Below are 24331 nucleotides of genomic sequence, written 5' to 3'. Positions count from 1 at the left end.
GTGCGGGGCTGATCGTCTCCGGGCCGCCGAGTTACAAGTTCAGGACCAGCGGCCCCGTCCGGTACGTGGCGGTGGCCGATGCCCAAGACGAACTTGTCGGCTACTTGTGGTTCAACGACGACGACGACGCTGCGGACTGGCAACCGCTCAAGTCTGGCGGCTCGCACGCCAGTAGCCTCGGCATCGAGTGGACGACGCGGCTCGAGGCGGGCAAGGCGCGTGGTCTGACGCCGTCCCAAGCGGTGACCGAATTGATCGAACAGTGGCCTTCCACCCGCTTCACTCACATCGTTACGGGCTCCCTCAGGGAGGCGCCGAGCCTGGCGGCATTGGAGCAACTTGCGGGCCACCCCGCCCACAAGCGCGTGTGGAAGTCCACTCCTGGTTCCCTCTTCGGACTGGCCATCGGCGACGCCATGGGATACCCCACCGAATTTCTCAACATGGCCCAGATCACCGCCACATTCGGTCCGTGGGAAGAGATGGGTCTGCCGCTGTCCGCGGGCGACGTGGTCCGGGTGACCGATGACACCCAGATGGCACTGGCTGTGGGAGAGGCGCTGGTGGAGGCCGGCGCAGGTGAGCCAGGAGCCCGCAGGGCCTCCAGGACCCGTGGCGCGAGCGCGGCCGCCCTCACCCCTGCCACGGTCGAAGCCGCCCTGCGCAAGCACTTCGTCGCCTGGCTCCACGACCCCGACAACAACAGGGCCCCCGGCCAGACGTGTCTCCGCGCCTGCGCAGCTCTCGAACGTGGCATCCCCTGGCAGGAAGCCACGATCATGGGCTCCAAGGGCTGCGGCGCCAACATGCGTGTCACGCCTGTCGCCCTCATCCCCGGCCTCGGCCCCGAACAGCGCGCGGGCATCGCACAGTTGCAGGCAGCGCTCACTCACGGCCACCCCACGGCGCTCGCGGCCAGCGACCTGACAACCCACGCCACGTGGCTGCTCGCGCACGGCTGTGAGCTCGGTGACCTGCTGCCCAGACTGCGGACCTACGCACAGGAGTCCCGGCACACGTACCACGCGGAGTGGCTGGGTGACCTGGCCGCCAGGTCCGACGCCCCTGACCCGCGCGCCTTCATCGCCTTCGGCTGGGACGAGTGCCTGCGCGCCCTCGACACCGCGGCTGCCGCCCTGCGCGTGAAGGACATGGGCCGTGATCCGTCGGAGGCGGTCGGCCCCGGATGGATCGCCGAGGAAGCCCTCGCCACGGCTCTGTACTGCCTCTTGGTCGTCGACGGTGACCCACGCGGGGTGGTGGCGCGTGCCGCGCACTCGTCAGGGGACTCGGACTCGATCGCCGCACTGGCTGGCGCGTTCGCCGGTGCCAGTCGCGGACTCGTGTACTGGCCGCCGGAGTGGCGCGCGGCGCTGGAGTACCAGGACCGCATCAGCGCGCTGGCTGCGGCCTGGGACGATGCAGCCTGACCTGCGGGGAAGCGGAACGATGAGGAGTCCCGGCCTGAAGGGCCCTGCTCAGCGCACGACCGAGTGGCTCGGCGAGGTATATGGCGGGCTGGTCGAGCTCGCCGCGCCCCGCCCCGTGGCCGAGACGGACACCGCCTGGATGATGGCCTGCCGTACCATTGCCCAGCCTAGGTTCCCCCGCACACCGATGCTGGCGGCGTCCGTCGTGGTGCCGAAGATCGGCGGCTACCCGCACCATCCCGCGTCGTACGATCCGCTGGCGGATCTTCTCCCGGTGCCGCCACAGGAGGCCGCCCTCCGAGTCACCGGTCAGAGTCGCAGAATCAATGCCCGGGGTTGCGTCGCCGCCACGCACTCCGCGATCGACGGCCACCCGTCGGTCGCGGTGCCCTGGCAGCCGGCCCATGAGGCTCCCGGCTGGTGGGCCAGGCTGCATCGGCGTTACTTCCCGCACTTCGATCACGTGCCCGTGCGGGACTGGGACGAGGTGGTCCGGGCCGTGCAGGAGCCGGGCCCGGACACCCGGGGCGTGGTCTGGATCCGCCGCGCGATCGGCGGTCACGATGTCACGGGCAACCTGGTCTACGCCCGCAACGATCGCGGGCGGGTGGTCTTCCTCGACGGGCTCACGGGGTCGCTCGCCCGGCTCGACACGCAATGGGTCCGCGAGTTGATCCTCATCCGAGCTCTTCCTGATGCACCGCGTGCTGCCGAAGAGGGGTGGAGATACCGGCAGCACGGAAACGGGTGAGGGCCGCTCACCAGCATTGTGTGCACGATGGCTCCCCCGCCTCACCACGGGATTCCTGAGTCCCACTCAGCGAGCGGTGACCGGGAGCGATGCGTGAGCGGACGGGGAAGCACAGATTGGATCAAGCGGCACGGGCGGAAGCGGTGCCGCGCGTCTGACCAGGCAAGGCAAGACCTGGCGGGCAAGCACGCCATTACCCGTCACGACCCTGCAGGCCCTCGTAATGCGTAGGTCTCGGGTTCGAATCCCGAAGGCGGCTCTATGAAGGGGTGGCGGATGTACGAGCGTGTGGGGCGTGTCTTGTGGGCGCATCGAGGGGGGAACATTGCGTTCTGTGAATTCGCGCGTTTACGATCATGGCCGTTCCTGCGGCTGCAGGGACAACGTGCGAACAGGGGGAACAAGTTGAAACTCGGACGTATAGCCGGGGTGGCCGCCGCGAGCGCCGTGCTCGTCGTGGGGGTGACCAACTCCGCGATGGCCGCTGACCACACCATGCACACGGGCGATGCTTTCGGGAACGTTCCCGGCGTCGACTGGAGCGGCACCGGCTTCTTCAACGAGAACGGTGACGTCGTCACGATCAAGGACAACGACGCCGACGGCCGCGGTGTCACGATGAACGTGTACATCGGCAGCCCGACGGGCAACCCGCGCTACTCCTTCAGCGTCGGCGGCGAGGGCAACACCGCCACCCGCAAGGCGTCGCAGGGCGGCAGCTTCAACCTTCCCGAGAACACCTACGTCGGGTTCAAGTTCTGCCGGTCGCCCGACGGCGAGTGCAAGGACTACAAGTTCCTCAACGACCACTGACCAGGTCGATGGTGTGAACCGCCGCGGCCCCGCTCCCGACCAGGAGCGGGGCCGCTCGCGTTGGCCGGGGCCGAGCCGCCGCGCATCCCGTGCAACATTTCCCGGGGGTCACCGCATTCATCAGGTGTAGGTGAGGCGACGGGGGAGGACACCGGGGATGAGACGGTCGCTCGAGGGCGCGTTCCGCGAGTTCGCTGAGGCCCGCACGGGCCAGCTGTTCCGTTCCGGGTGCCTGCTGACCAGCGGTGACACGCATCTCGCCGAGGATCTCGTGCAGGAGACCCTCGGCAAGATGTACGTGGTCTGGGGCCGGCCCGCGGTCCGGCAGGGCAACCCGGCGGCGTACGCGCAGACCGTGCTCGTACGGGCCTTCCTGGCGCACCAGCGGCGGCGCTCGGCGGGGGAGCGCCCCTCGGACGAGCTACCGGAGCCGGTGGCGGCCAAGGCGGGCGATCCGTCGCTGCGGCTGACGCTGCTCGATGCGCTGCGCCGGCTGCCGCCCAAGGACCGGGCCGTCGTCGTGCTGCGCTACTGGGAGGACCGCTCCATCGAGGAGACCGCGGACGCGCTGCACCTCAGCTCGGCCGCGGTGCGCACCCGCAGCAGCCGGGCTCTGGCCAGGCTGCGCGAGCAACTCGGCGGTTCCGTAGCCGAGTTCGCCGCGTAACTACGGGCCGCCTGGCCGCCTACTGACGTTCAGACCGTGTACGTACAGAGGGGAAGTGGTCGGCATGTCCGGAGCGGACGACGGCCGGGACAACGGGTTCGAGGACGATCTGGGGATGGCGCTGCGGCGCACCGGGGAGGGGTTCACCACCGCCGAGGGGCGGGCGCTGGTGGAGGGCGGGATGGTGCGCGGCCGCCGCAGGCTCCGGCGCAGGCGCGTCGGCGCGGTGACCGGGAGTGTGGCGGCGCTGGCCGTCGTCGGGCTCGGTTCGTCATACGCCGCGGGGGCCTTCGGCAGCGGCCCCGGCGACGGCCGGAGCGGCGTGGCGTCGAGCCCCCTGCCCCAGCGGAGCGTCAAAAGCACCGCGCACGGTGATGGACCGCAGCTCAGCGCCGAGCAGGTCATCGCCGTCCTCGAAGGGCTGCTGCCCGAGGGGAAGGTGAGTGAGCGGGACGGGCGCGGCACCGACGACAGCCCGTCGGCGCACCTCGTGTACGACGACGGGGACGGCAAGAGCGCCATCGGCGTCAGCATCAGCGCGGTCGACCCGGACGGGGCCACGACCGGCGAGATGTTCGCCTGCCCGGACAAGGCGTTCGTGCCCTACGACTCGTGCACGGACCGGAAGATGTCCGACGGATCCCGGCTGCTGCTCATGCGCGGCTACGAGTATTCGGACAAGCGCGTCGACACCAAGATGTGGCATGCCGTCTACATGTCCCCCGAGGGGTACACCGTCGACGCCAGTGAGTGGAACGCCGCCGCCCAGAAGGACGCCCCGGTGACCCGGCCCGAACCGGCGCTCAGCATCGCCCAGTTGAAGACGCTCGTCACGTCGCCGAAGTGGCGGCCCGTGATGCGGGCGATCGGCGAGGCCCTGCCGGAGAAGGCCGCGCCGCCGACGGCGGAGGGGCTCGGCAAGGCGGCGGTCCTGAAGAATCTGAAGTCGCTGCTGCCGAAGCGGGTGGGGGTCACCGGCGAGGGCGGCCAGGACGGCGGCTACGCGTATGTGGTCGTCGACGACGGCAAGGGCGGGTCGCTCGTGCAGATCAATGTGCAGTCCGGTATGCAGGACGTGTCGGGCGACCTGTTCGGACCCGGTGACGAGACCCTGCCGGACGGCACGCGCGTGGCGACGCACAAGAGTTCCGGTGACGACAAGGGCGGCTCCGGGATCGTCATGTGGTCCGCCGACATGATGCGTCCGGACGGGTTCCGGGTGGTGGTCTCCGCGTTCAACTCGGCGTCGCAGAAGACCGACGCGACACGTGAGCGACCCGCCCTGACCATGGCCGAGTTGAAGAAGATCGCGCTCTCGCAGAAGTGGCAGTAGGCGGCGCCGGTGCCTACTTGGCGTCGGCGTAGCACTCCACCACCGCCACCGTGAACGGGAACCGCACCGGTGTCGCACCGAAGGTGAGGCGCCCCGCGAGGTCCGAGGCAGCCCGGATCGCCTCGCACACCTGGGGCGCCTCCTCCTCGGGGCAGTGCACGATCACCTCGTCGTGCTGGAAGAAGACCAGCTCGGCCGTCATCCCGGCGAGCGACTGGCGCAGCGCGCCCAGCAACAGCAGCGCCCAGTCGGCGGCGCTGCCCTGCACCACGAAGTTCCGGGTGAAGCGGCCGCGGGCGCGCGAGTTCGAGGACGCGTACCCGTAGCCGTAGCCGTACCCCTGCGCCGGGGCGCCGCCGTCGGTGGCCTGCTCGCCCGGCGCGTCCTGCGGCAGGCCCGCCTCCTCCGCCTCGGCCGCGCCCACGGCCGGCGGGCAGGTGCGGCCCAGCCAGGTGCGCACGAGACGGCCCTCCTCACCGGCGCGGGCGGCCTCGTCCACGTACGCGACCGCCGTCGGGAAGCGGCGGCGCAGCGCGGCGAGGTTCTTCAGGCCGTCGCCCGCGGTCTGCCCGTATATGGCGCCGAGCACGGCGATCTTGGCCCGGTCGCGGTCGCCGGAGAACGCGCGGTCCGAGATCGACTGGTACAGGTCGCTGTCCTGGCCCGCGACCTCCATGAACGCCGGGTCGCGGGAGATCGCGGCGAGCACCCGTGGCTCCATCTGCGCGGCGTCGGCGACGACGAGCCGCCAGCCGGGGTCGGCGACGACCGCGCGGCGGATGACCTTCGGGATCTGCAGCGCCCCGCCGCCGTTCGTCGTCCAGCGGCCCGAGACCGTGCCGCCCGGCAGGTACTCGGGTCTGAACCGGCCGTCCCGCACCCAGTCCTGCAGCCAGGACCAGCCGTGCGCGGTGTAGATCCGGTACAGCTTCTTGTACTCCAGGAGCGGGCGCACGGCCGGATGATCGATGGATCTGATCTCCCAGCGCCGGGTCGAGGTCACCTTGATCCCGGCCTCGGCGAACGCCTTCACCACGTCGGCGGGCAGCTCGGGGCGCACGCGTCTGCCGAACGCCGCCGACACCTCGTCGGCCAGCTCCGCCAGCCGGCGCGGCTCGCCGCCGCCCGCGTACCGCTCGCCGAGCAGCTCGTGAAGGAGGTCCCGGTGCACGTCGGCGCGCCACGGCAGACCGGCCGCGCGCATCTCGGCGGCGATCAGCATGCCCGCCGACTCCGACGCGGTGAGCAGCCGCATCCGGTCCGGCAGGGCCGTCGCCGCGTGTCTGCGCTGCTGGTCCGCGTACACGTCGACGAGATCGGCCAGGGTGACGTCGACGGGCGGGCGCGGCTCGAACAGGGACGACTGGGAGCCCGGCTCGGCGACCCGGGGCGGCGGGTCCGGCGGTACGGGCATGGAGCGGAGCCGGGCGAGCGCGGCGGCGGCCGAGCGGGGCTCGCCGTGCCGTCCCTCGTGCGCGAGCAGCAGGTTCTCGGCGGCCTCGATGTCGTAGCAGCGCTCGACCACGACCCCCGCGGCGAGCAGGCGCGGGTACACCGTGTGCGTGTCCCGCCACACCCAGCGGACCACGCCCGGTCTGCTCCGCACCGCCTCCACCAGGTCGGACTCCCTGGTGACGGGGGTGGCGGGCAGCCCTGTCCGGTCCAGCGGCACGACGTCGGCGCCGCCGTGCTCGGTGGGGGCGAGAGCCCAGCGCTCGTTCACATGGCTGAGTGTCACACCCGGCACTGACAATTGCCGTGCGGGCTGTTTCACTCGGCGTGCGGGGGCGACCGGTCCCCGTACAGCGACGCAGCAACCCAGCGACGCAGCAACCCAGCGACGCAGCAACCCAGCGACGCAGCAACGCAGCGACGCAGCGACGCAGTGACGACGTGGAGGACGAAGAAGACGTGCGCATCAGCCGCCGCACCCTGCTGACCACCGGCTCCGCCCTGGGCGCGACCGCGCTCACCGGGACCCTCGGAAGCACGAACGCGCAGGCCGCGAGCGGTGCCGGACGCCGCCTTGCCGCCCTGGAGCGGGCGCACGGCGCCCGCCTCGGCGTGTTCGCCCTCAACGTGCGCACCGGCGCCGTGATCGCGCACCGTGCCGACGAACGCTTTCCGCTCTGCTCCACCTTCAAGACCCTCGCCGTCGCGGCGGTCCTGCGCGACCTCGACCACGACGGCACGTACCTCGCCCGCCGCGTCCACTACACGCAGGCCGACATCGACCGGGCGGGCGGCGCGCCCGTCACCGGCAAGCCCGAGAACCTCGCGCACGGCATGACCGTCGCCGAGCTGTGCGGCGCCGCGATCTCCTTCAGCGACAACACCGCCGCCAACCTCCTCCTGCACCGGCTCGGCGGCCCCGCCGCCGTCACCCGCCTCGCCCGCTCGGTCGGCGACCGCGTGACCCGCCTCGACCGCATCGAGCCCGAGCTGAACTCGGCCGAACTCGGACGGCGCACCGACACCACATCGCCGCGCGCCATCGGGACGACGTACGCGCGTCTCGTCCTCGGCCGCGCCCTCGAGCGGGGCGACCGGGCGCGGCTCGCGCAGTGGCTGCTCGCCAACACCACCAGCGACAAGCGGTTCCGTGCCGGGCTGCCGGACGGGTGGGTGCTCGGCGACAAGACCGGCACGGGGTCCTACGGGACAGCCAATGACGTGGGCATCGCGTGGGCTCCGTCCGGTGACCCGGTCGTGCTCTCCGTGCTGACCACCAAGTCCGCGCAGGACGCGTCGCCCGACGACCGGCTCGTGGCGCGGGCCGCCGAGATCATGGCCTCCGTGGCATGAGCGCCGGATCCACCGTCGAGCGCGCCTTCGCCGCCGCGCTGTTCACCGCCGACGACGGCCTCGACCTCGACACGGGGGCGTCCCTGCTCGCGGCCGACGCCTCCGCCGACGCGGAGCTCGCGCTGCGCGGCCGGGAATTCGTGCGGCGGGCCTGGGAACGGGGCTGGCAGCCCGCCGACGTGATCCGGATGGCCGTCCGCGAACTGTCCCCCGGACACGCGGGGCTCGCCGCCCGGCTGATCCGCGCCGAGACCGGCCGGTACGAGGCGCTGCCGCCGCGCTGGGCGGGCCAGATCGCCGAACTGCCCGCCGACGAGGCGCCGCGCCGGGACCGGTTCTCCGCCGCTACGACGGCCCTCGAGCTGTACCGGCTGCTGGTACGGCTGCCCGCGATCGAGGCGGTCGGGCCGGTGCCGGGGGAGTCCGTCACGGTGCCCGTCGCCGGGGAGCCGCGCGCCCTCGCCCGGATCCGGGCGCTGCTCGCCAAGGCGGAGGCGACCGGGTATCCGCCGGAGGCCGAGGCGCTCTCCGCCAAGGCGCAGGAACTCATGGCCCGGCACTCGGTCGACGAGGCCGTGCTCGCGTCCCGTACGCGGGCCACGGACGCGCCCGGCGCCTGCCGCATCGGGGTCGACGCGCCCTACGAGACGGCCAAGGCGGTTCTCCTCGACGCGGTCGCCTCCGCGAATCGGTGCCGGGCCGTGTGGAACAGCGCGTTCGGCTTTTCCACGGTGGTCGGTTTCGAGCCCGACCTCGAGGTGGTGGAAGTGCTTCACACGTCGCTGCTGGTGCAGGCGTCCGCTGCCATGACCCGGGCGGAGGCGGAGCAGCGGGCGGCTGGCCGCAAGCGGACGAAGACGTTTCGGCAGTCCTTCCTCGCCGCGTACGCCCATCGCATCGGTGAGCGGCTGTCGGCGGTCGCGGAGGAAGTGGTGGGGGAGCGGGGGGACTTGTTGCCGGTGCTCGCGGCGCGGGACGTGGCCGTTGTCGGGCGGGCGGAGGAGATGTTCCCGGAGACGGTGACCACGCGTATGCGAGGGGTCTCCGACGAGCAGGGGTGGGTGGAGGGGGCTGCTGCGGCTGCGCGGGCGCGGGTGCCGGGTGCTCAGCGGGGCGGGGCTTGATCGGCTCGGGTTCGTCTGAGCCGCTGAGCACGTGCGTGGGGCGGGTCTCGTCGGCGGACGCGGGTGCGTCGTGGCTGGTCGCGCAGTTCCCCGCGCCCCTGGGTGCCGTGAGTGTGCGCCTTTGGGTGCGGGTGCGTCGTGGCTGGTCGCGCAGTTCCCCGCGCCCCTGTGGCTTGCGGCTGCGCCGCAGCCCCATGGGCTGAGATGGCGCACGCCGCGCGCATATCAGGGGCGTGGGGAACGCGCGACCAGCCGCGGTGGTGGTGCAGTCGGCCGTCCGACCCGTTTGTGGGGAATGACCCTATTCTGGCGGAGTGAGTTGGTTCCGGGCGTTGAAGGACACCACCCGCTCGGGGCTGAGCGTCGAGCGGAAACGGCTGGAACCCCTGGTCGCCCTGCGCGGGGCGGCCGGCCTGGCGGTGGTGATCGCCGTCAGCCTGACCCTGTTCGGCCCCACCGTGGCGGCCGGCTCGGCGTTCGGGGGGTTCCAGGCGGCGATCGCCACGTTCCAGCGCAGTTGGCGGCCCCGGCCGGAGCTGGCCCTCGCCTCCGGCGCGAGTCTCGGCGTGTCCACGTTTCTGGGCTATCTCACCGGCTCCCACCTGGTTCTCTTCCTGCCGCTCCTCGCCCTCTGGACCTTTCTCGCCGGGCTGTCCTGGGCCGCGGGTCCGACCATCGGCATCATCGCGTCGTCGAACGTGGCGATGATGCTGGTCACCATCACCCTGCCGACGACGGTCGCGGAGGCGGCGGGACACGCGGCGATCATGGCCTTCGGCGGCCTGGTCCAGGCGGCGCTGGTGATCCTCTTCCCCGTACGCCGCTGGGGAGCACACCGTGACGCACTCGCCGACGCGCTCGCCGCCGAGGCGGATTACGCGCGCCGCCTGCGCCACGACCCGGTCGCCGAGTTCGACCCGGCGCCGCTGATGCTGGCACGCAACGCCGCCGCGCTCACCCCGCGCCAGGCCCGCACCCGCCCCGCGCAGTTGCACGGCACGCGCGGTGTCGCCGAGCGCATCCGGCCGGTTCTGGCATCCCTCGCGGATCCGGCGGTCGGCGTCCCCGCCGAGGGGCCCGAGCGCGACCGGGCCCGCGAACTCCTCGCCGCCGCCGCTTCGATCCTGGACGCCGCCGCCCGCGCGATCCGGCACGGCACCCCGGTCTCCATCCCGCCGGGCGCGATCGCCGCGTTCCGCTCGCCCGACCTCGGCGAGACCCTGTCCGGCCCGGCGCGACGGGCGGCGACCCGCCTGGGCGCCCTCCTCAGGGACGTGGTGGAGACGGCGGGCGGCACTCCGCCCCCGGCGCCCCCGGCCCCCTGGGCGGCGGCCCTGCGCCACCGTCTGACCCCGCGCGTTCCCCTCCGCCCCGGCCCGCGCCTCAAGCCGCTCCCCCTGAACCCCGCGCCCCCTCCCGCCCCCGGTCCCGGCCGCCCCCTGCGCCGCCCCACCCTCTTCCAGCTCCTCCCCGTCGCCGTACGGGCGATGCGGCGGGAGGCGCGGCCCGGGTCGCCGATCCTGCGGCACGCCACCCGGGTCTGCGCGGTGGCGGTCGCCGGGTACCTGATCGGCGGCGCGCTCCCGCTGGGGCACGGCTACTGGGCGCCGATGTCCGCCGTGATGGTCATGCGGCCGGACTTCTCACAGACGTACTCCCGCGCCGTGGCCCGTTTCGGCGGCACCCTGGTCGGAGTCGCCCTGGCCACCGGCGTCGTCCAGCTCGCCCACCCCGGCACCGAGGTGTCCGCCGCCCTGGCCGTCCTGTGCGCGGGACTGATGTACCTGCTCATGCGCACGGGCCAGCTCGCCTCGCAGGCCTGCGTCTCCGCGTACGTCGTCTTCCTGCTCGGCATGGGCGGCGAGGCCTGGGGCCAGACGGTTCCCGAACGGCTCGTGCTCACCCTCGCGGGCGGCATCCTCGCCACTCTCTCCTACGCCCTCTACCCGGCCTGGGAGACCCCGCGCCTGCGCACCCGCCTCGCGGACTGGCTGGCCGCGCTCGGCGAGTACGCGGCCGTCGTCGTCGACCACTACGCCCATCCGGCGGGCAAGGCCGCCCCGGACGTCCGCGAGGCGCTGCTCAAGGCGCGGGACGCGCACATCGCCTGGCAGGAAGCCGCCGACCGGGCCAGGACCGAGCCCGTACGCCACCGCGGCCTGTCGAACGCCGCCGCCGACGACGCCGCGCACGCCCTGCAGCGCCTGGGCCGCGTCGCCATGCTGATGGAGGCCCACCTGCCCGAGCGCGACGCCACCCCGGTACCGGCCGCGGACGCCCTCGCCGACGCCCTGCGCGCCGCGACCCGCGACGGGGCCCGCGCCATCCGCGAACGCCGCGTCCCCGCGTGGGAGCCGGTCCGGGACGCCCTCGACGCCTGGGACGGCGAGGGCGTCCCCGACCGGGTCGTACGGCGCGGCGCGGGCATGATCGCGGAGGCGCTCCAGAAGCTCTCGGACGCGCTCGACACAGACGACCCGCCGATGACCGTGAAGGTGCCGGAGACACCCGAGAAGTAGGTTCAGCCCGTTTGCGGGCCGCTGGGCAGGCTCGTCGGGAGACCCGTCGGCAGCTTCCCGTCCGTCGACTTCGTGAACGTGTCCTCCGCGCCGGTCTTCCAGGACACCTTCATCGTCGAACCGTCGTTGGACTCGATCGTCCCCGTGGTCCGGTCGGTGTTCCCGTCCGCGCACTTCAGGTCGAGGGTCGGCGTGCCGGTGCCGGACACGGTCCCGTTGCAGAGGTGTCCGTCGCCCGTGGACAGGGCGGCCTGCTCGCCGCCCACCACCAGGACGACGGCCTTGCCGTCCGTCGTCGCGCTCCAGATGCCCTCGGTGTCCTTCGCGGACCCGGCCGAACCGGACGGCGCGTCGGACGAGGAGCCGGACGACGAGCCGCCGTCGGGCGCCGCCGAGGACGTCGGCGCGCTTTCGTCCTTGCCGCCGTCACCGTCGTCACTGCTGCAGCCCGTCACGGCCAGCGCCGCCACCACCACCGCGACGCCCGCCACGATCCGCTTCCCGATGCGCACACCATCCCCCTACGTCCCTGCCGCCGACCTGGATTGCGCCAGAAGTTACCAGCCGTCAACCAGGACGGTCGGCGTGACGCATCTCTCAGCCGGCCCCACTCCCGGCCTATTGAAAATGGCTGCCATTTTCATATACTGCCTGCATGGCACGAAACGAACTCCGCCCAGTGATCAAGCTCAGGTCCACAGCGGGGACCGGCTACACCTACGTGACCCGCAAGAACCGCAGGAACGACCCCGACCGGGTCACCCTGCGCAAGTACGACCCCGTCGCCGGCCGCCACGTCGACTTCCGAGAGGAGCGCTGACCATGAACAACGCCATCCACCCCGCCTACGGCCCGGTCGTGTTCCGCGACCGCGCCGCGAACCACGCCTTCCTCACTCGCTCGACCATGACGAGCGAACGGACGATCGAGTGGGAGGACGGGAACACGTATCCGGTCGTCGACGTCGAGATCTCCGACGTCAGCCACCCCTTCTACACGGGCAACCAGCGCGTCCTGGACACGGCGGGCCGCGTCGAGCGCTTCGAGCGCCGCTACGGGACCGCCTCGTAAGCCCGACGGCGTACGAGGGGCGTGTCAGAACGGGAAGCGGCTCCGGCCGTGCTGCACGGAGATCCACTTCTGTGTCGTGAAGGACTCCACGGTCGCCTCCCCGTTGAGGCGGCCGAGCCCGGAGCGCTTCTCGCCGCCGAAGGCGACCAGCGGCTCGTCGTGCACGGTGCCGTCGTTGACGTGGATCATGCCGGTGTCGATGCGGTGGGCGAACGCCACGCCCCGTTCGATGTCACCGGTGTGCACCGCCCCGCTCAGCCCGTACGGGGTGTCGTTCGCGATCCGTACCGCCTCCTCGTCCCCGTCGAAGGGGATGAGGAGCGCGACGGGGCCGAAGATCTCCTGGCGCAGCACCGGTGAGTCGGCGGGCAGCCCGGTCAGGACCACCGGCTCCACCAGGTTGCCGTCGACGCCGCCGCGCAGCAGGACCGTCGCCCCCTCCCGCACCGCCTGCTCGACGACGCCCGAGACCGCGTCGGTCTGCGTCGAGTTGATGAGCGGGCCGATGACGGTCTCCGGGTCGCGCGGGTCGCCCGCCTTGAGCGTCGCCACCTTCGCGACGAACTTCTCCGTGAACTCCGCCTCGATGGAACGGTCCACGAGGATGCGGTTCGCGGCCATGCAGACCTGGCCCTGGTGCACGTACCGGCTGAAGACGGCCGCGTCGACCGCGTAGTCGATGTCGGCGTCGTCGAGGACGGTCAGGGCGCTGTTGCCCCCGAGTTCGAGGACGGCGCGCTTGAACTGCGAGGCGCACACCGTCGCCACGTGCTGGCCGGTCGCGTCCGAGCCGGTGAAGGAGATGACCTTCGGCACCGGGTGCGTGAGGAGGGCGTCGCCGATCTCGGCGATGTCGGTGATGACGACGTTGAGGAGACCGGGCGGCAGCCCCGCGTCCTCGAAGAGCTTCGCGACCAGCGTGCCGCCGACGACGGGCGTGCACTGGTGCGGCTTGAGCACGACGCCGTTGCCCAGCGCGAGCGCGGGCGCCACCGACTTCAGCGACAGCAGGAACGGGAAGTTGAACGGCGAGATGACCCCGACCACCCCGACCGGCACCCGGTAGACGCGGTTCTCCTTGCCGTCGTCGGGGGAGGGGATGACGCGGCCCTGCGGGCGCAGCGCCAGCTGGATCGACTCGCGCAGGAACTCCTTGGCGAGGTGCAGCTCGAACCCGGCCTTGACGCGGGTGCCGCCGAGCTCGTCGATGATCGCCTCGGCCACCTCGCCCTCGCGCTCCTCCAGGAGGCGCAGCGCCCGCTCGAAGACGAGGCGGCGCGTGTACGCGTTGGTCCGCGCCCACTCCTTCTGCGCCCGCTCGGCCGCCCGGTACGCCTCGTCGACCTCCTCCACGGAGGCGACGGTGATGGAGGCGAGCTTGTCACCGGTGTACGGGTTGAGGTCGAGGATGTCCCACGACCCGCGTCCGGTGCGCCACGAACCGTCGATGTACTGCCGGTCCAGCTCCGTGAAGTACGCGTGTGACGTCATGGCCGAGATCCCTTGCTGCCGCGCCGGACACCTGAATGGGACGTCATCGTAGGACGGTTACTCGTCAGTTGTGGTCGAAGTCCTCACAAGTCACGCACGCAACTGGCGTACTCACTGAGCGAATTCGGCCGAGATTCGCTCAAGGAGCCTCAGGCTCTCCTCCGGTGAGGGGCACTCCTCCTGGAGCCGCTGCATCGCCTTCTCGTACTGCGCCACGTCCTCGGCCTTGTCCAGGTAGAGGGCGCTGGTGAGCTGTTCGAGGAAGACGACGTCCGGGAGGTCGGACTCGGGGAACGAGAGGAGCGTGAAGGTCCCGGACTCGCCGGCGTGCCAGCCGTGACCGAACGGCACGACCTGGAGCGTGATGTGCGGCATCTGCGCGGCCTCCACGAGGTGGTCGAGCTGCCCGCGCATCACCTCGGGGCCGCCGTGCACCCGGCGCAGCGCGGCCTCGTCGAGGACGAACCGCACCTCCGGCGCGCGCTCCGCGACCAGCACCTTCTGCCGCGCGAGCCGCAGTGCGACGCGCCGCTCGACGTCCTCGTGGGACGCGCCGCGCATGCCGCGCTCGACGACCGCGTGCGCGTACGCCTCGGTCTGCAGCAGGCCGTGCACGAACTGGGCCTCGTACCCGCGGATCGCCGAGGCGGCGCCTTCGAGGCCCACATATGTCTGGAACCAGCCGGGCAGCACGTCCGAGTAACTGTGCCACCAGCCCGCGACGTTGGCCTCCTTCACGAGGGAGAGCAGCGCTCCGCGCTCGGCCTCGTCGCTCACCCCGTACAGGGTCAACAGGTCCTCGACGTCCCTGGCCTTGAAGCTCACCCGTCCCAACTCCAAGCGGCTGATCTTGGATTCCGAGGCGCGGATCGAGTATCCGGCGGCCTCGCGGGTGATGCCGCGCGATTCCCTCAGGCGCCTCAGTTGCGAGCCCAACAGAATGCGCCGCACCACCGAGCCGCTCGGATCCCCAGCGGTCACGTCTCTGCCTCCCCATCGGTTCAAGGGCCGAAGTCTGCCATTAAAACGCGCCACGCTGTATGCGTTCGGTTACAGAAACGGAGAGATCGCGAAAGACCTGCGCAAGAAGTCGTAGGGAGAAACGGGCAAGAAGCGGTACGGGAAGGTCCAAGTCTGGCACGTGCACGTGCATCTGCCCTTGCATCCGTAGTACGCATTCGGAACGATGGTCGCCACCACCGCTCGCTACGCACGCGAATCTGGGGAGTGCCTCGCATGGGGACGAACGGATCGACCATGCTCGAGCCTTTACGGCAGGGGCTTCCCCCCATCGACCCCTCGGCCGTCTCCAGCGCCGCCTCGTGCGCGCTGCCGGCGCGGTTCGAAGCGGTGCGCTGCGCACGGCGGTTCACGCGCGCGACGCTGACCGAGTGGGATGTCCCCGAGCGCTTCGAGGACATCTGTCTGGTCGTCTCCGAGCTGGTCACCAACGCCCTGCGGCACGCGCTGCCCGCGGACGCGCCGGACGATCAGGAGCCGCCCGTACGCCTGCACCTGATGCGCTGGGCGACGCGGGTGGTGTGCGCGGTGCGCGACCCCAGCAACGAGAGCCCCGCGGCCGGTGAGCCGCAGGACGACTTCTCCGCCGAGTCCGGGCGCGGTCTCTTCCTCGTCGAGTCCTTCAGCGACAGCTGGGGCTGGCACCCGCTGGCCGGCACGCTCGGCGGCAAGGTGGTCTGGGCGCTGTTCCGGGTGTGACGGCCGCCCCGTGTCAGGCGCCGGCCACGAGATGGTCGAACTCGCCGTCCTTCACGCCGAGCAGCATCGCCTCGATCTCGGCGGGCGTGTAGACGAGGGCGGGCCCCTCCGGGTAGTTGGAGTTGCGCACGGCCACGCGGCCACCGGGCAACTTGGCGAACTCCACGCAGGAGCCCTGCGAATTGCTGTGCCTGCTCTTCTGCCAGACCACTCCGTGCAGATCCGTGGCCGCCATGCCGTTGTACACGTGGTGCACGGTTCGCTCCCCGGTGGTGATCAACTGTCCCAACTGTGCGAGAGCATAGCTGCGTTCACGTGCTGCTGCATGGGCAGATGCACGTGCACGCGGGGTGTCCCGTTGGTTACAGCTCACTGTGCGTCTGCCCTTCCCGGAGCCGCTCATGCAAGCGCTGCCCATAGCGGTCAGGATCTGACCTACATCGGTTCTACGTTTCTCTCCTCACCCCGGGATGTCCCCCGACACGAGAGGCGGCCCTCATGGTCATGCACGTGCACCCCGAAGCCCCCGGCGACGAGCGCGGGGCGCTGCTCGCCTTCATCGCCGAGCAGCGCGGCGGCATCCGCCGAGCCCTGCTCGGCCTCACCGACGAGCAGGCCACCACGACACCCAGCGCCAGCGAGCTCTCCCTCGCGGGGCTCCTCAAGCACGTGGCCGAGGTCGAGCAGGGCTGGATCGCGCGGGCGCAGCAGATCGCCCCGGACATCCAGCGGAACGCCGGGAACTGGGGCGACAGCTTCCGCCTCGTCGGCGACGAGACGGTCAAGGAGACCCTCGACCACTACGAGGACGTCGCCCGCCGCACCGAGGAGTTCTTCCGCGCCGCGCCCAGCCTGGACGACACCTTCCCGCTCCCGCCCGACCCGTGGTTCTTCGGCTGCCCCGCCGTCTCGGTGCGCTGGCTCGGCCTGCACCTGATCCGCGAGACGGCCCGGCACGCCGGGCACGCCGACATCATCCGCGAGTCCCTGGACGGCAAGACCGCCTTCGAACTGGTCGCCCTCGCGCAGAACTGAGCGGTCCGGGGCCATACGCTGGCCGTATGTCAGCCATCCGCCTCCTGGTCCTCGGAGCCGTGCGCCAGCACGGCCGTGCGCACGGCTACCAGGTGCGCAGCGACCTGGAGTACTGGGGCGCGCACGAGTGGTCGAACGCCAAGCCTGGCTCGATCTACCACGCCCTCAAGCAGATGGCGAAGGAAGGGCTGCTCGTCGCGCACGAGACGGAACCGTCCACGGCAGGCGGCCCGCCGCGCACCGAGTACGAGATCACGGAGCAGGGCACGAAGGAGTACTTCACCCTGCTCCGCTCGTCCCTGACCGCGAACGACCAGCGGTCCGACAGCCTCACCGCCGCGCTCGGCTTCATGGTCGACCTGCCGCGCGCGGAGGCCGTCGCGCTCCTTGAGGATCGGGTGCGCCGCATCGAGGAGTGGCGCACCTCCGTCACCGAGTACTACACACCCGAGGGCGGCCCAGGGCAGCTCGGCCACATCGGCGAGATCATGAACTACTGGGTGCACTCGGCCGACACGGGCGCGGAGTGGACCCGCGCCCTCATCGGCCGCATCGAGGGCGGCGCCTACACGTTCGCGGGCGAGGGCGAGCCGTTCGTGGCCGTCCTCGCGGACGGCCAGGAGAACCCGTACGCCCGGACCTGAGAGCTAGTGGTGGAAGCTCGTCGCCGCTCCCCGGTCCTGGGTGTACGGGTGCGGCTGGCGGCGCAGCTCCGGGAGCAGCCGGTTCAGGTCCTCGATGAGGAGCTCGGCCAAGTCGGCCGAGAAGCCGTTGCGGCACACGATCCGGAGCACCGCCAGGTCCTCCCGGTTCGCCGGGAACGTGTAGGCGGGGACCAGCCAGCCGCGCTCCCGCAGCCGCCGTGACACGTCGAACACGTCGAAGGACGTCACGTCCGGCGCCGTCGTGAACGCGAAGACGGGCAGTTCGTCGCCGCGTGTGACGAGCCGGAAGTCGCCCAGCGCCTCGATCCGTTCGGCCAGGCCGCGCGCCACGTCGCGGGACGCCTGCTGGACCGCGCGGTAGCCCTCCCGGCCCAGGCGCAGGAACGTGTAGTACTGGGCGACGACCTGGGCGCCGGGCCGCGAGAAGTTGAGGGCGAACGTCGGCATGTCGCCGCCCAGGTAGTTCACGCGGAAGACCAGCTCCTCGGGGAGCGCCTCCGCCGTGCGCCACAGGGCCCAGCCGACGCCCGGGTAGACCAGTCCGTACTTGTGGCCCGAGGTGTTGACGGACGCCACGCGCGGCAACCGGAAGTCCCAGACGAGGTCCGGGTCGAGGAACGGGGCGACCATGGCGCCGGACGCCCCGTCCACGTGTACGGGGATGTCGAGCCCGGTCCGTTCCTGGAGGGCGTCGAGCGCCGCGCACAGATCGGCGACCGGCTCGTACGACCCGTCGAAGGTGGAGCCGAGGATGCCGACGACACCGATCGTGTTCTCGTCGCAGAGCTCGGCGGCCGCCGCCGGGTCGAGGTGGAAGCGGTCGCCCTCCATCGGCACCTGCCGCGCCTCGACCTCCCAGAAGTTGCAGAACTTCTCCCAGCAGACCTGCACGTTCACGCCCATGACGAGATTGGGCCGGGCCTCCCGTGAGGGGTAGCGGTCCGCGTTCTTCCGCGCCCAGCGCCGCTTGAGCGCCATCCCGGCGAGCATGCACGCCTCACTGGACCCCGTCGTCGAACAGCCGACGGCGGCCGACGGGTCCGGCGCGTTCCACAGGTCGGCGAGCATCGCCACGCAGCGCTTCTCCAGCTCGGCCGTGCGCGGGTACTCGTCCTTGTCGATCATGTTCTTGTCCCGGCACTCGTCCATCAGGACCCCGGCCTGCGGCTCCATCCACGTGGTGACGAAGGTGGCGAGGTTGAGGCGGGCGTTCCCGTCGAGCATCAGCTCGTCGCGCACGAGCTGGTGCGCGGTCATGGGCGCGAGCGGCCGGTCGGGCAGGCGGTGCTTGGGCGGCGCCTCGGACATCCCGGCCGTCGGGTTGGCCTCCCCGACCAGCGGGTTGACGGACAGGTGCGGTTCGCCGGGTTTGTCGGACGGGCTCATGTGCAGCGGAGACATGCCATCAACTCCTGTGAGCGGGTGTTTTCCAGGGTGGGCAGAGGTGTCAGCGCAAGGACGTTCCGTCCTTCGAGAGTTGCATCTGCGCCCGCCCCGTCACCAGGAGCCAAGCGGGCAAAGAAGCTACGCACATGAGGGCGAGGATCGCGGGCGAGGCGACGAGCACGGCGGCGGTGAAGAGGCTGACCCAGCCCTGCCGGGTGATCGCGAGCAGCATCCCGAGGACGCCCGCCGCGACCCCGACCGAGACATGGACGCCGGGGACGAGCGCGTGCGCGCACAGGCCGAACGCGGCGCCGACGAACACCGCCGGGAAGATCCGGCCGCCCCGGAACCCGCAGGACGCGGCGATCAGCAGCGCCGCCAGCTTCACCACGGTCATCACCGCGAACTGCCCCGCTGACCAGCCCTCCGGATCGGCGGCCAGCTCACCCACCTCTCCCAGGCCCTTGAACAGCGTGAGATGCCCGCCGAGCGCGCCGAGGAGGCCGAGCACGAGCCCGCCGAGCGGCAGCGTCAGCATCGGGTGCCGCAGCCGCGCGAAGGCGCCGTGGACGTAGGGGAAGGCGAGGACCGCGAGCATGCCGAGGACGGTGGCGGCGCAGGCCACCACGATCGTCGCGAGCAGGTCGCCCCAGCCGGGCCGGCCGAAGTGCGGCAGGCCCAGGTCGAAGGAGGGCGAGGCGACAAGGGTCGTGGTCAGCGCGCCCGCGGCGGCGGCGAGGAGCGGCCCGAAGAGGTTGTCCCAGAGCGAGCCCCTGATCGGCATCGGCTTCCCGGCCAGCGCCTCGGAGACGACGAGCGCGGCGGCGACCGGCGTGCCGAACAGGGCGCCGATCGTCGCGGCCGAGGCGAGCGACACCCACAGCGCGCCCGGCGCCCTCGGCAGCACCTTGCGGCCGAGCCAGAACGCCAGGGCGACATTGGTGGCGATGATCGGGTTCTCCGGGCCGAGGCTGGGCCCGCCCGCGAGCATCAGCGCCGTCGCGACGACCAGACCCGGCAGGACGTACGGCGGCAGCGGCTCCTCACCGCCGAGGCCGAGCGTCGCCGGGTCGGGGCCCGCGTGGCCGGGGGCCTTCCACACGACGATCCCCACGAGGATGCCGGTCGCGGTCAGCATGACGATCATCCAGAGCGTGGAGTACCGGCCGATGCCGAGCGCGTCGGGCAGGTCGCTCCACAGCACGTCCTGAAGCTTCTCGGCGGCGCCGCTCACCGCGAGGAACAGCAGACTGCACCCGACGCCGGCCACGAGCGCGGGCGCGACGAGCGGCAGCAGGGTGCGAGCGGAGACGGCGGGCTGGGCGGTGGGCGGCGCGACGACGGCTTCATCAGGGCTCACGGCGACACTGTAAGCGGACATTCCACGCATAACACCCGGAGTGCGGGCCAGGCTTGCACCTCACGCGGCGTGAGGACCCAGGCTTGCCACCACGGACGACAGCGGGAACGCGACGACGATCAGGAGGCCCCGCGATGAGCTACCCGGTGGGTCAGGTGGCCGGATTCGCCGGTGTCACGGTGCGCACCCTGCACCACTACGACGAGATCGGCCTGCTCGCGCCGAGCGAGCGCAGCCGGGCGGGCCACCGCCGCTACAGCGAGGCCGATCTCGACCGGCTCCAGCAGATCCTCTTCTACCGCGAGCTCGGCTTCCCGCTGGAGGAGGTGCGCACCCTGCTCGACGACCCGGCGACGGACCCGCGCGAGCACCTGCGCCGCCAGCACGAAGTACTCGTCGCCCGTATCGAACGACTGCGGAAGATGGCCGACGCCGTCGAACACGCCATGGAGGCACAGAAGATGGGAATCCAGCTCACGCCCGAGGAGCGCTTCGAGGTCTTCGGGGACAAGGACCCCGGGCAGTACGCCGAGGAGGCCGAGGAGCGCTGGGGCGGCACGGCGGAGTACGCCGAGTCCCAGCGCCGGGCCGCCGGCTACGGCAAGGAGGACTGGAAGCGGCTCCAGGCCGAGGTCGACGACTGGAGCGCGCGCTACGCGGCCCTCGTCGCCTCCGGCGCCCCCGCGACGGGCGAGGACGCCATGGGCCTGGCCGAGGAGCACCGCGCGCACATCTCGCGCTGGTTCTACGCATGCCCGTACGCGATGCACGTCTGCCTGGGTGACATGTACGTGGCCGACGAGCGGTTCAAGGCGTTCTACGACTCCATGGGCGAGGGCGTCGCGGAGCACCTGCGGGACGCCATCCACGCGAACGCCGCACGGCACGGTGGCTGACCGACAGGTTTGCCACAGTTGGGGCACAGTGCATCCTGAAGGGGCCACTGGAACCTGGCACAGGCGATGGGCGTTGATAACTTTGCATCACCATTGCCTTGCCTGACCTTCGTGTCGGTCTGTTCCGTATCGTTTCCCAAGCCCCCAGGAGCCCGGACCCGTGATGACGCTTGCTCTCGGACCAAGCTGGCTGGACCCGGACTATCTGCTGAACACGTTCGGCATCTGGGGTCTGCTGCTGATCGTGTTCGCCGAGTCGGGTCTGCTGATCGGCTTCTTCCTGCCGGGCGACTCGCTGCTGTTCACCACGGGCCTGCTGATCACCGCGGGCACCCTGGACTTCCCGCTGTGGGGCGCGGTCGGGCTGATCTGCGTCGCGGCGATCCTGGGCGACCAGGCGGGCTATCTCTTCGGCAACAAGGTCGGCCCGTCGCTGTTCCGGCGCCCCGACTCCAAGCTGTTCAAGCAGGAGAACGTGCAGAAGGCGCACGAGTTCTTCGAGAAGCACGGCCCCAAGTCGCTGGTCCTGGCCCGCTTCGTGCCGATCGTCCGCACGTTCACGCCGATCATCGCCGGTGTCTCCGGTATGAAGTACCGCTCGTTCATCACGTACAACGTGATGGGCGGCGTCCTGTGGGGCGCCGGCGTGACGCTGCTCGGCTCCTGGCTGGGCAACATCGAGTTCGTGCACAAGAACATCGAGGCGATCCTGATCCTGATCGTCCTCGTCTCGGTGGTGCCGATCGCGATCGAGTTCCTGCGGGCGCGCAGCAAGTCCAAGAAGGCGGCGCAGGAGGACCCGGGCCCCGCCGCGGGCGACCAGGCGCAGCCCCCGGCGCAGGGCCAGCGCGGCCGTCACGCCAAGCGGTAAGGCATCTCCCGGAAGCAGGGCTCCGTCTAGAAGCCGCGCGTCCGCTTGGCCGCGCGGCGGTTCGCCGCCCCCGGCGAGCGCAGGAAGAGCCGGGAGATCTCGCCACCGAGGTTCACCCCGATGGCGATGGCCAGGGCGAGCGCGGCGGCCTTGGACAGCGAGACGATCCCGTGGTTCACGTCGTTGTGGGCGATCGCGAGCAGCCCGAAGTACGTGGCCGAACCGGGCAGCAGCGGGCCGATCGCGGCCGTGACGTAGGGCAGCGCCGACGCGAACCGGTAGCGCGAGAACAACTGGCCGAACAGGCCGACGAGCCCGGCCGCGGCGGCGGTGGAGGCGACCGGCGAGATGCCGCCCGCGTCGTGCATCGCCCCGTAGACCACCCAGGCCACACCGCCGTTGAGCGTCACGGCGAGCACGGTCGAACGTTCCTGCTGGAGCAGGACGGCGAAGGCGAGCGAGAGCGCCATCGACGCGGCGATCTGCCAGTACGGCCGGTGGACGGGGTGCAGCGCCGCCTCGGGGTTGAGCTCCGCGTGCAGCTGCACACCGACGTACAGCATGATCAGTACGCCGATGACGATGCCCACGAAGAAGTACATGACTTCGAGCAGGCGTGCCGATGCCGTGATGTAGAAGCCCGTCAGGCCGTCCTGCACGCCCGCCACCAGCGCCCGTCCCGGCAGCAGCGCGAAGAGCCCACCGGTGATCACCGCCGACGCCTTCACGTCCACGTCCGCGAGGGTGAGCACCAGGCCGATCGCGGCGGGCGGCATCGCGGCCACCGTGAACTGGTAGAACTCCGGGAACCCGCGGCCCGCGCACAGCCAGGCCAGGCGGTCGCCGAGCATCGCGCCGACCGCCGCGGCGATGAAGACCAGGAGGTCACCGCCGACGAGGATCGAGGCGGACCCGGCGAGCAGGCCGTTCGCCCCGGTGAGCGCCCAGCCGGGGTAGGGGTGGCGGTTGCGGCGGATCTCCGCGAGGCGCCGGTAGGCCTCCTCCAGGGTGACGACGACCTCGTCGTCGTCGTCGCTGATGTCGTCGACGAGCCGGAACACGGCCGCGAGCCGGTTGTAGTCGGTGCCGCGGCGGCGCACGGTGCGCGACGCGGTCACCGGGTCGTCGACGAGCGAGGGCTGGAAGGTGATCGAGAGCAGCGTGAACGTCACCGTCGGCTCGCACCGGTCGAGCCCGTAGGAGCGGCACACGGCGAACATCGCCGCCTCCACGTCCTCGGCGCCCTCACCGCCCGCGAGCAGCAGCTCCCCGATACGCAGCGTCAGGTCGAGCACGCGCGGCACGGCGGGCCCCGCGTCGTCCTGCTTCTGCACCGCCTCGGGCGCGGGCCGGTCGGCGACCGGCATCCGCAGCATGGTGCGCATCCGGTCCTGCCAGGGCGCCTCCCGGGTCAGCTTGACCATGGGGATGCCGTGCGCCGGGGTGAACGCGGGCGGGGACTGGCGCGAGCTGTAGGTCGCCGGCGGGGTGAAGGCGGAGCCCTCCGCGTCGGACGGTTCGGTCGCCTGGTAACTCAGGCCCTCGGGAAGCGAGAACTCCGAGGTGGTCGACGACTCCTCGTCCACCGGCGCAGGCGCCGACACCACCCCGATGGGCTGTGTGAACTGGCTGCGGGCCTCGTCGGACTGCGGTTTGCGGTCCTCAAGGGCCTCCGTCTCCCGGTCCGTCACCTGTGTGACACCTCTGTGCTTTCCTCGCCCGACGTACGTCCGCCTACGCACGTCTACGTACTAAGCGTCTGCCTCCCGTACGCCTCAGTATGCGCATGACTACACGAACGGGCCGCCCGACCCCGGTCGAGGTCGTGCGGCCCGTACGTGAACGCTTCGGTGAGTGACCGCTCGGGTCAGTGGCCGCCCTGGTCCTGGGCGCGCTTGTACGAGCGCTCGATCTCGGCCTCGGCCTCGGTGCGGCCCACCCAGTCGGCGCCCTCGACGGACTTGCCGGGCTCCAGGTCCTTGTAGACCTCGAAGAAGTGCTGGATCTCCAGGCGGTCGAACTCGGAGACGTGGTGGATGTCGCGCAGGTGCTCCATCCGCGGGTCCGTCGCGGGGACGCACAGCAGCTTGTCGTCGCCGCCGGCCTCGTCCGTCATCCGGAACATGCCGATGGCGCGGCACTTGATGAGGCAGCCCGGGAAGGTCGGCTCGTCCAGGATGACCAGGGCGTCCAGCGGGTCACCGTCCTCGCCGAGGGTGTTCTCGACGAATCCGTAGTCCGTCGGGTAGGCGGTCGAGGTGAACAGACGACGGTCCAGACGGATCCGGCCGGACTCGTGGTCGACCTCGTACTTGTTCCGCGAACCCTTCGGAATCTCGATCGTGACGTCGAACTCCACCGGTGGCTCCTCCATGATCAACACATACGACTGGTG

23 protein-coding genes and 1 pseudogene are annotated in these 24331 nt (G+C 71.3%); 15 read left to right on the top strand and 9 right to left on the bottom strand.

All coding sequences use genetic code 11. From position 1 onward, the window contains the following. The first annotated feature begins 365 nt into the window (after nucleotides 1-365). The 5 genes from ACH4RC_RS16330 (at nucleotide 366) to ACH4RC_RS16310 (ending at nucleotide 4994) form a co-directional block, all read left to right on the top strand. A complete protein-coding gene (locus ACH4RC_RS16330; protein ID WP_398201566.1) occupies nucleotides 366-1430 on the top strand; it encodes an ADP-ribosylglycohydrolase family protein in 1065 nt (354 codons plus the stop codon). A gap of 19 nt (nucleotides 1431-1449) precedes the next feature. Beyond that, nucleotides 1450-2181: a toxin glutamine deamidase domain-containing protein gene (locus ACH4RC_RS16325; RefSeq protein WP_398200755.1), complete on the top strand. Its 732-nt coding sequence runs from the start codon at nucleotides 1450-1452 to the stop codon at nucleotides 2179-2181. Between the two features lie 405 nt (nucleotides 2182-2586). Further along, a complete protein-coding gene (locus ACH4RC_RS16320) occupies nucleotides 2587-2994 on the top strand; it encodes a hypothetical protein (protein WP_398200752.1) in 408 nt (135 codons plus the stop codon). A gap of 157 nt (nucleotides 2995-3151) precedes the next feature. Beyond that, entirely contained in the window at nucleotides 3152-3661 is a 510-nt protein-coding gene (locus ACH4RC_RS16315; protein WP_398200749.1) for a SigE family RNA polymerase sigma factor, read from the top strand. Between the two features lie 64 nt (nucleotides 3662-3725). Beyond that, entirely contained in the window at nucleotides 3726-4994 is a 1269-nt protein-coding gene (locus tag ACH4RC_RS16310; RefSeq protein WP_398200746.1) for a hypothetical protein, read from the top strand. Nucleotides 4995-5007: 13 nt separating this feature from the next. Here ACH4RC_RS16310 and ACH4RC_RS16305 read toward each other — a convergent pair whose 3' ends face one another. Next, nucleotides 5008-6717 carry a bifunctional 3'-5' exonuclease/DNA polymerase gene (locus ACH4RC_RS16305; protein WP_398200743.1) on the bottom strand — a complete coding sequence of 570 codons (1710 nt, stop codon included), beginning with the start codon at nucleotides 6715-6717 and terminating at the stop codon, nucleotides 5008-5010. A gap of 188 nt (nucleotides 6718-6905) precedes the next feature. On the opposite strand from ACH4RC_RS16305, the gene bla reads away from it, so the two are divergent. The 3 genes from bla (at nucleotide 6906) to ACH4RC_RS16290 (ending at nucleotide 11442) form a co-directional block, all read left to right on the top strand. Further along, entirely contained in the window at nucleotides 6906-7799 is an 894-nt protein-coding gene (gene bla / locus ACH4RC_RS16300; RefSeq protein ID WP_398201563.1) for a class A beta-lactamase, read from the top strand. Continuing rightward, complete coding sequence (locus ACH4RC_RS16295; protein ID WP_398200740.1) at nucleotides 7796-8923, top strand: DUF2786 domain-containing protein; 1128 nt, start codon at nucleotides 7796-7798, stop codon at nucleotides 8921-8923. The genes bla and ACH4RC_RS16295 overlap by 4 nt, the downstream gene beginning before the upstream one ends. 314 nt (nucleotides 8924-9237) lie before the next feature. Next, entirely contained in the window at nucleotides 9238-11442 is a 2205-nt protein-coding gene (locus ACH4RC_RS16290) for an FUSC family protein (RefSeq protein WP_398200738.1), read from the top strand. Between the two features lie 2 nt (nucleotides 11443-11444). On the opposite strand, the gene ACH4RC_RS16285 is transcribed toward ACH4RC_RS16290, so the two are convergent. After that, a complete protein-coding gene (locus ACH4RC_RS16285) occupies nucleotides 11445-11954 on the bottom strand; it encodes a hypothetical protein (protein WP_398200735.1) in 510 nt (169 codons plus the stop codon). Nucleotides 11955-12097: 143 nt separating this feature from the next. Here ACH4RC_RS16285 and rpmG point away from each other — a divergent pair, with 143 nt between their 5' ends. Together rpmG and ACH4RC_RS16275 are read left to right on the top strand one after the other, a co-directional pair. Next, on the top strand, nucleotides 12098-12262 hold the full coding sequence (rpmG, locus tag ACH4RC_RS16280; protein ID WP_324770702.1) for a 50S ribosomal protein L33: 165 nt from the start codon (nucleotides 12098-12100) through the stop codon (nucleotides 12260-12262). A gap of 2 nt (nucleotides 12263-12264) precedes the next feature. Next, on the top strand, nucleotides 12265-12513 hold the full coding sequence (locus tag ACH4RC_RS16275) for a type B 50S ribosomal protein L31 (protein WP_398200732.1): 249 nt from the start codon (nucleotides 12265-12267) through the stop codon (nucleotides 12511-12513). A gap of 24 nt (nucleotides 12514-12537) precedes the next feature. On the opposite strand, the gene ACH4RC_RS16270 is transcribed toward ACH4RC_RS16275, so the two are convergent. After that, a complete protein-coding gene (locus tag ACH4RC_RS16270; protein WP_398200730.1) occupies nucleotides 12538-14004 on the bottom strand; it encodes an aldehyde dehydrogenase family protein in 1467 nt (488 codons plus the stop codon). A gap of 111 nt (nucleotides 14005-14115) precedes the next feature. Further along, on the bottom strand, nucleotides 14116-14985 hold the full coding sequence (locus tag ACH4RC_RS16265; RefSeq protein ID WP_398200728.1) for a helix-turn-helix domain-containing protein: 870 nt from the start codon (nucleotides 14983-14985) through the stop codon (nucleotides 14116-14118). Nucleotides 14986-15240: 255 nt separating this feature from the next. Here ACH4RC_RS16265 and ACH4RC_RS16260 point away from each other — a divergent pair, with 255 nt between their 5' ends. After that, entirely contained in the window at nucleotides 15241-15723 is a 483-nt protein-coding gene (locus ACH4RC_RS16260) for an ATP-binding protein (protein ID WP_398200727.1), read from the top strand. Between the two features lie 13 nt (nucleotides 15724-15736). Here ACH4RC_RS16260 and ACH4RC_RS16255 read toward each other — a convergent pair whose 3' ends face one another. Next, the gene (locus ACH4RC_RS16255) at nucleotides 15737-15979 is read right to left on the bottom strand and encodes a DUF397 domain-containing protein (protein WP_394431909.1); all 243 of its coding nucleotides are present in this window, start codon (nucleotides 15977-15979) and stop codon (nucleotides 15737-15739) included. A gap of 242 nt (nucleotides 15980-16221) precedes the next feature. Here ACH4RC_RS16255 and ACH4RC_RS16250 point away from each other — a divergent pair, with 242 nt between their 5' ends. Further along, nucleotides 16222-16758: a DinB family protein gene (locus ACH4RC_RS16250; RefSeq protein WP_398200725.1), complete on the top strand. Its 537-nt coding sequence runs from the start codon at nucleotides 16222-16224 to the stop codon at nucleotides 16756-16758. A gap of 26 nt (nucleotides 16759-16784) precedes the next feature. Next, the gene (locus tag ACH4RC_RS16245) at nucleotides 16785-17402 is read left to right on the top strand and encodes a PadR family transcriptional regulator (protein ID WP_398200723.1); all 618 of its coding nucleotides are present in this window, start codon (nucleotides 16785-16787) and stop codon (nucleotides 17400-17402) included. Between the two features lie 3 nt (nucleotides 17403-17405). Here ACH4RC_RS16245 and ACH4RC_RS16240 read toward each other — a convergent pair whose 3' ends face one another. Both ACH4RC_RS16240 and ACH4RC_RS16235 read right to left on the bottom strand, forming a co-directional pair. Further along, nucleotides 17406-18824, bottom strand: coding sequence for a glutamate decarboxylase (locus ACH4RC_RS16240; RefSeq protein ID WP_398200720.1), 1419 nt, complete (start codon nucleotides 18822-18824; stop codon nucleotides 17406-17408). 46 nt (nucleotides 18825-18870) lie between these two features. Then, nucleotides 18871-20190 carry an ion channel protein gene (locus ACH4RC_RS16235; protein ID WP_398200717.1) on the bottom strand — a complete coding sequence of 440 codons (1320 nt, stop codon included), beginning with the start codon at nucleotides 20188-20190 and terminating at the stop codon, nucleotides 18871-18873. A gap of 113 nt (nucleotides 20191-20303) precedes the next feature. On the opposite strand from ACH4RC_RS16235, the gene ACH4RC_RS16230 reads away from it, so the two are divergent. Further along, the gene (locus ACH4RC_RS16230; protein WP_398200714.1) at nucleotides 20304-21065 is read left to right on the top strand and encodes a MerR family transcriptional regulator; all 762 of its coding nucleotides are present in this window, start codon (nucleotides 20304-20306) and stop codon (nucleotides 21063-21065) included. Nucleotides 21066-21228: 163 nt separating this feature from the next. Further along, a pseudogene (locus ACH4RC_RS16225) lies at nucleotides 21229-21900 on the top strand (DedA family protein); the annotation flags it as partial. 62 nt (nucleotides 21901-21962) lie between these two features. Here the strand turns inward: ACH4RC_RS16225 and ACH4RC_RS16220 are convergent. Both ACH4RC_RS16220 and ACH4RC_RS16215 read right to left on the bottom strand, forming a co-directional pair. Next, on the bottom strand, nucleotides 21963-23627 hold the full coding sequence (locus ACH4RC_RS16220) for a threonine/serine exporter ThrE family protein (RefSeq protein WP_398200712.1): 1665 nt from the start codon (nucleotides 23625-23627) through the stop codon (nucleotides 21963-21965). Nucleotides 23628-23803: 176 nt separating this feature from the next. Beyond that, nucleotides 23804-24295, bottom strand: a complete 492-nt coding sequence (locus ACH4RC_RS16215) for an inorganic diphosphatase (protein ID WP_164303342.1) — start codon at nucleotides 24293-24295, stop codon at nucleotides 23804-23806. Nucleotides 24296-24331: the final 36 nt, after the last annotated feature.

Origin of the sequence: Streptomyces sp. NPDC016845, assembly GCF_044332585.1 — a bacterium.
Lineage (GTDB): Bacteria > Actinomycetota > Actinomycetes > Streptomycetales > Streptomycetaceae > Streptomyces.
Note: the sequence above shows the minus strand (reverse complement) of the source record. Positions and strands in the feature narration are given on the sequence as shown.

Excerpts from the sequence above, each read along its gene's own strand:
- ACH4RC_RS16230 (WP_398200714.1), top strand. The coding sequence starts at position 20,304 with ATGAGCTACCCGGTGGGTCAGGTGGCCGGATTCGCCGGTGTCACGGTG.
- ACH4RC_RS16260 (WP_398200727.1), top strand. The coding sequence starts at position 15,241 with ATGGGGACGAACGGATCGACCATGCTCGAGCCTTTACGGCAGGGGCTT.
- ACH4RC_RS16250 (WP_398200725.1), top strand. The coding sequence starts at position 16,222 with ATGGTCATGCACGTGCACCCCGAAGCCCCCGGCGACGAGCGCGGGGCG.
- ACH4RC_RS16240 (WP_398200720.1), bottom strand. The coding sequence starts at position 18,824 with ATGTCTCCGCTGCACATGAGCCCGTCCGACAAACCCGGCGAACCGCAC.
- rpmG (WP_324770702.1), top strand. The coding sequence starts at position 12,098 with ATGGCACGAAACGAACTCCGCCCAGTGATCAAGCTCAGGTCCACAGCG.
- ACH4RC_RS16275 (WP_398200732.1), top strand. The coding sequence starts at position 12,265 with ATGAACAACGCCATCCACCCCGCCTACGGCCCGGTCGTGTTCCGCGAC.
- ACH4RC_RS16315 (WP_398200749.1), top strand. The coding sequence starts at position 3,152 with ATGAGACGGTCGCTCGAGGGCGCGTTCCGCGAGTTCGCTGAGGCCCGC.
- ACH4RC_RS16325 (WP_398200755.1), top strand. The coding sequence starts at position 1,450 with ATGAGGAGTCCCGGCCTGAAGGGCCCTGCTCAGCGCACGACCGAGTGG.
- ACH4RC_RS16235 (WP_398200717.1), bottom strand. The coding sequence starts at position 20,190 with ATGTCCGCTTACAGTGTCGCCGTGAGCCCTGATGAAGCCGTCGTCGCG.
- ACH4RC_RS16270 (WP_398200730.1), bottom strand. The coding sequence starts at position 14,004 with ATGACGTCACACGCGTACTTCACGGAGCTGGACCGGCAGTACATCGAC.
- ACH4RC_RS16245 (WP_398200723.1), top strand. The coding sequence starts at position 16,785 with ATGTCAGCCATCCGCCTCCTGGTCCTCGGAGCCGTGCGCCAGCACGGC.
- ACH4RC_RS16310 (WP_398200746.1), top strand. The coding sequence starts at position 3,726 with ATGTCCGGAGCGGACGACGGCCGGGACAACGGGTTCGAGGACGATCTG.
- ACH4RC_RS16295 (WP_398200740.1), top strand. The coding sequence starts at position 7,796 with ATGAGCGCCGGATCCACCGTCGAGCGCGCCTTCGCCGCCGCGCTGTTC.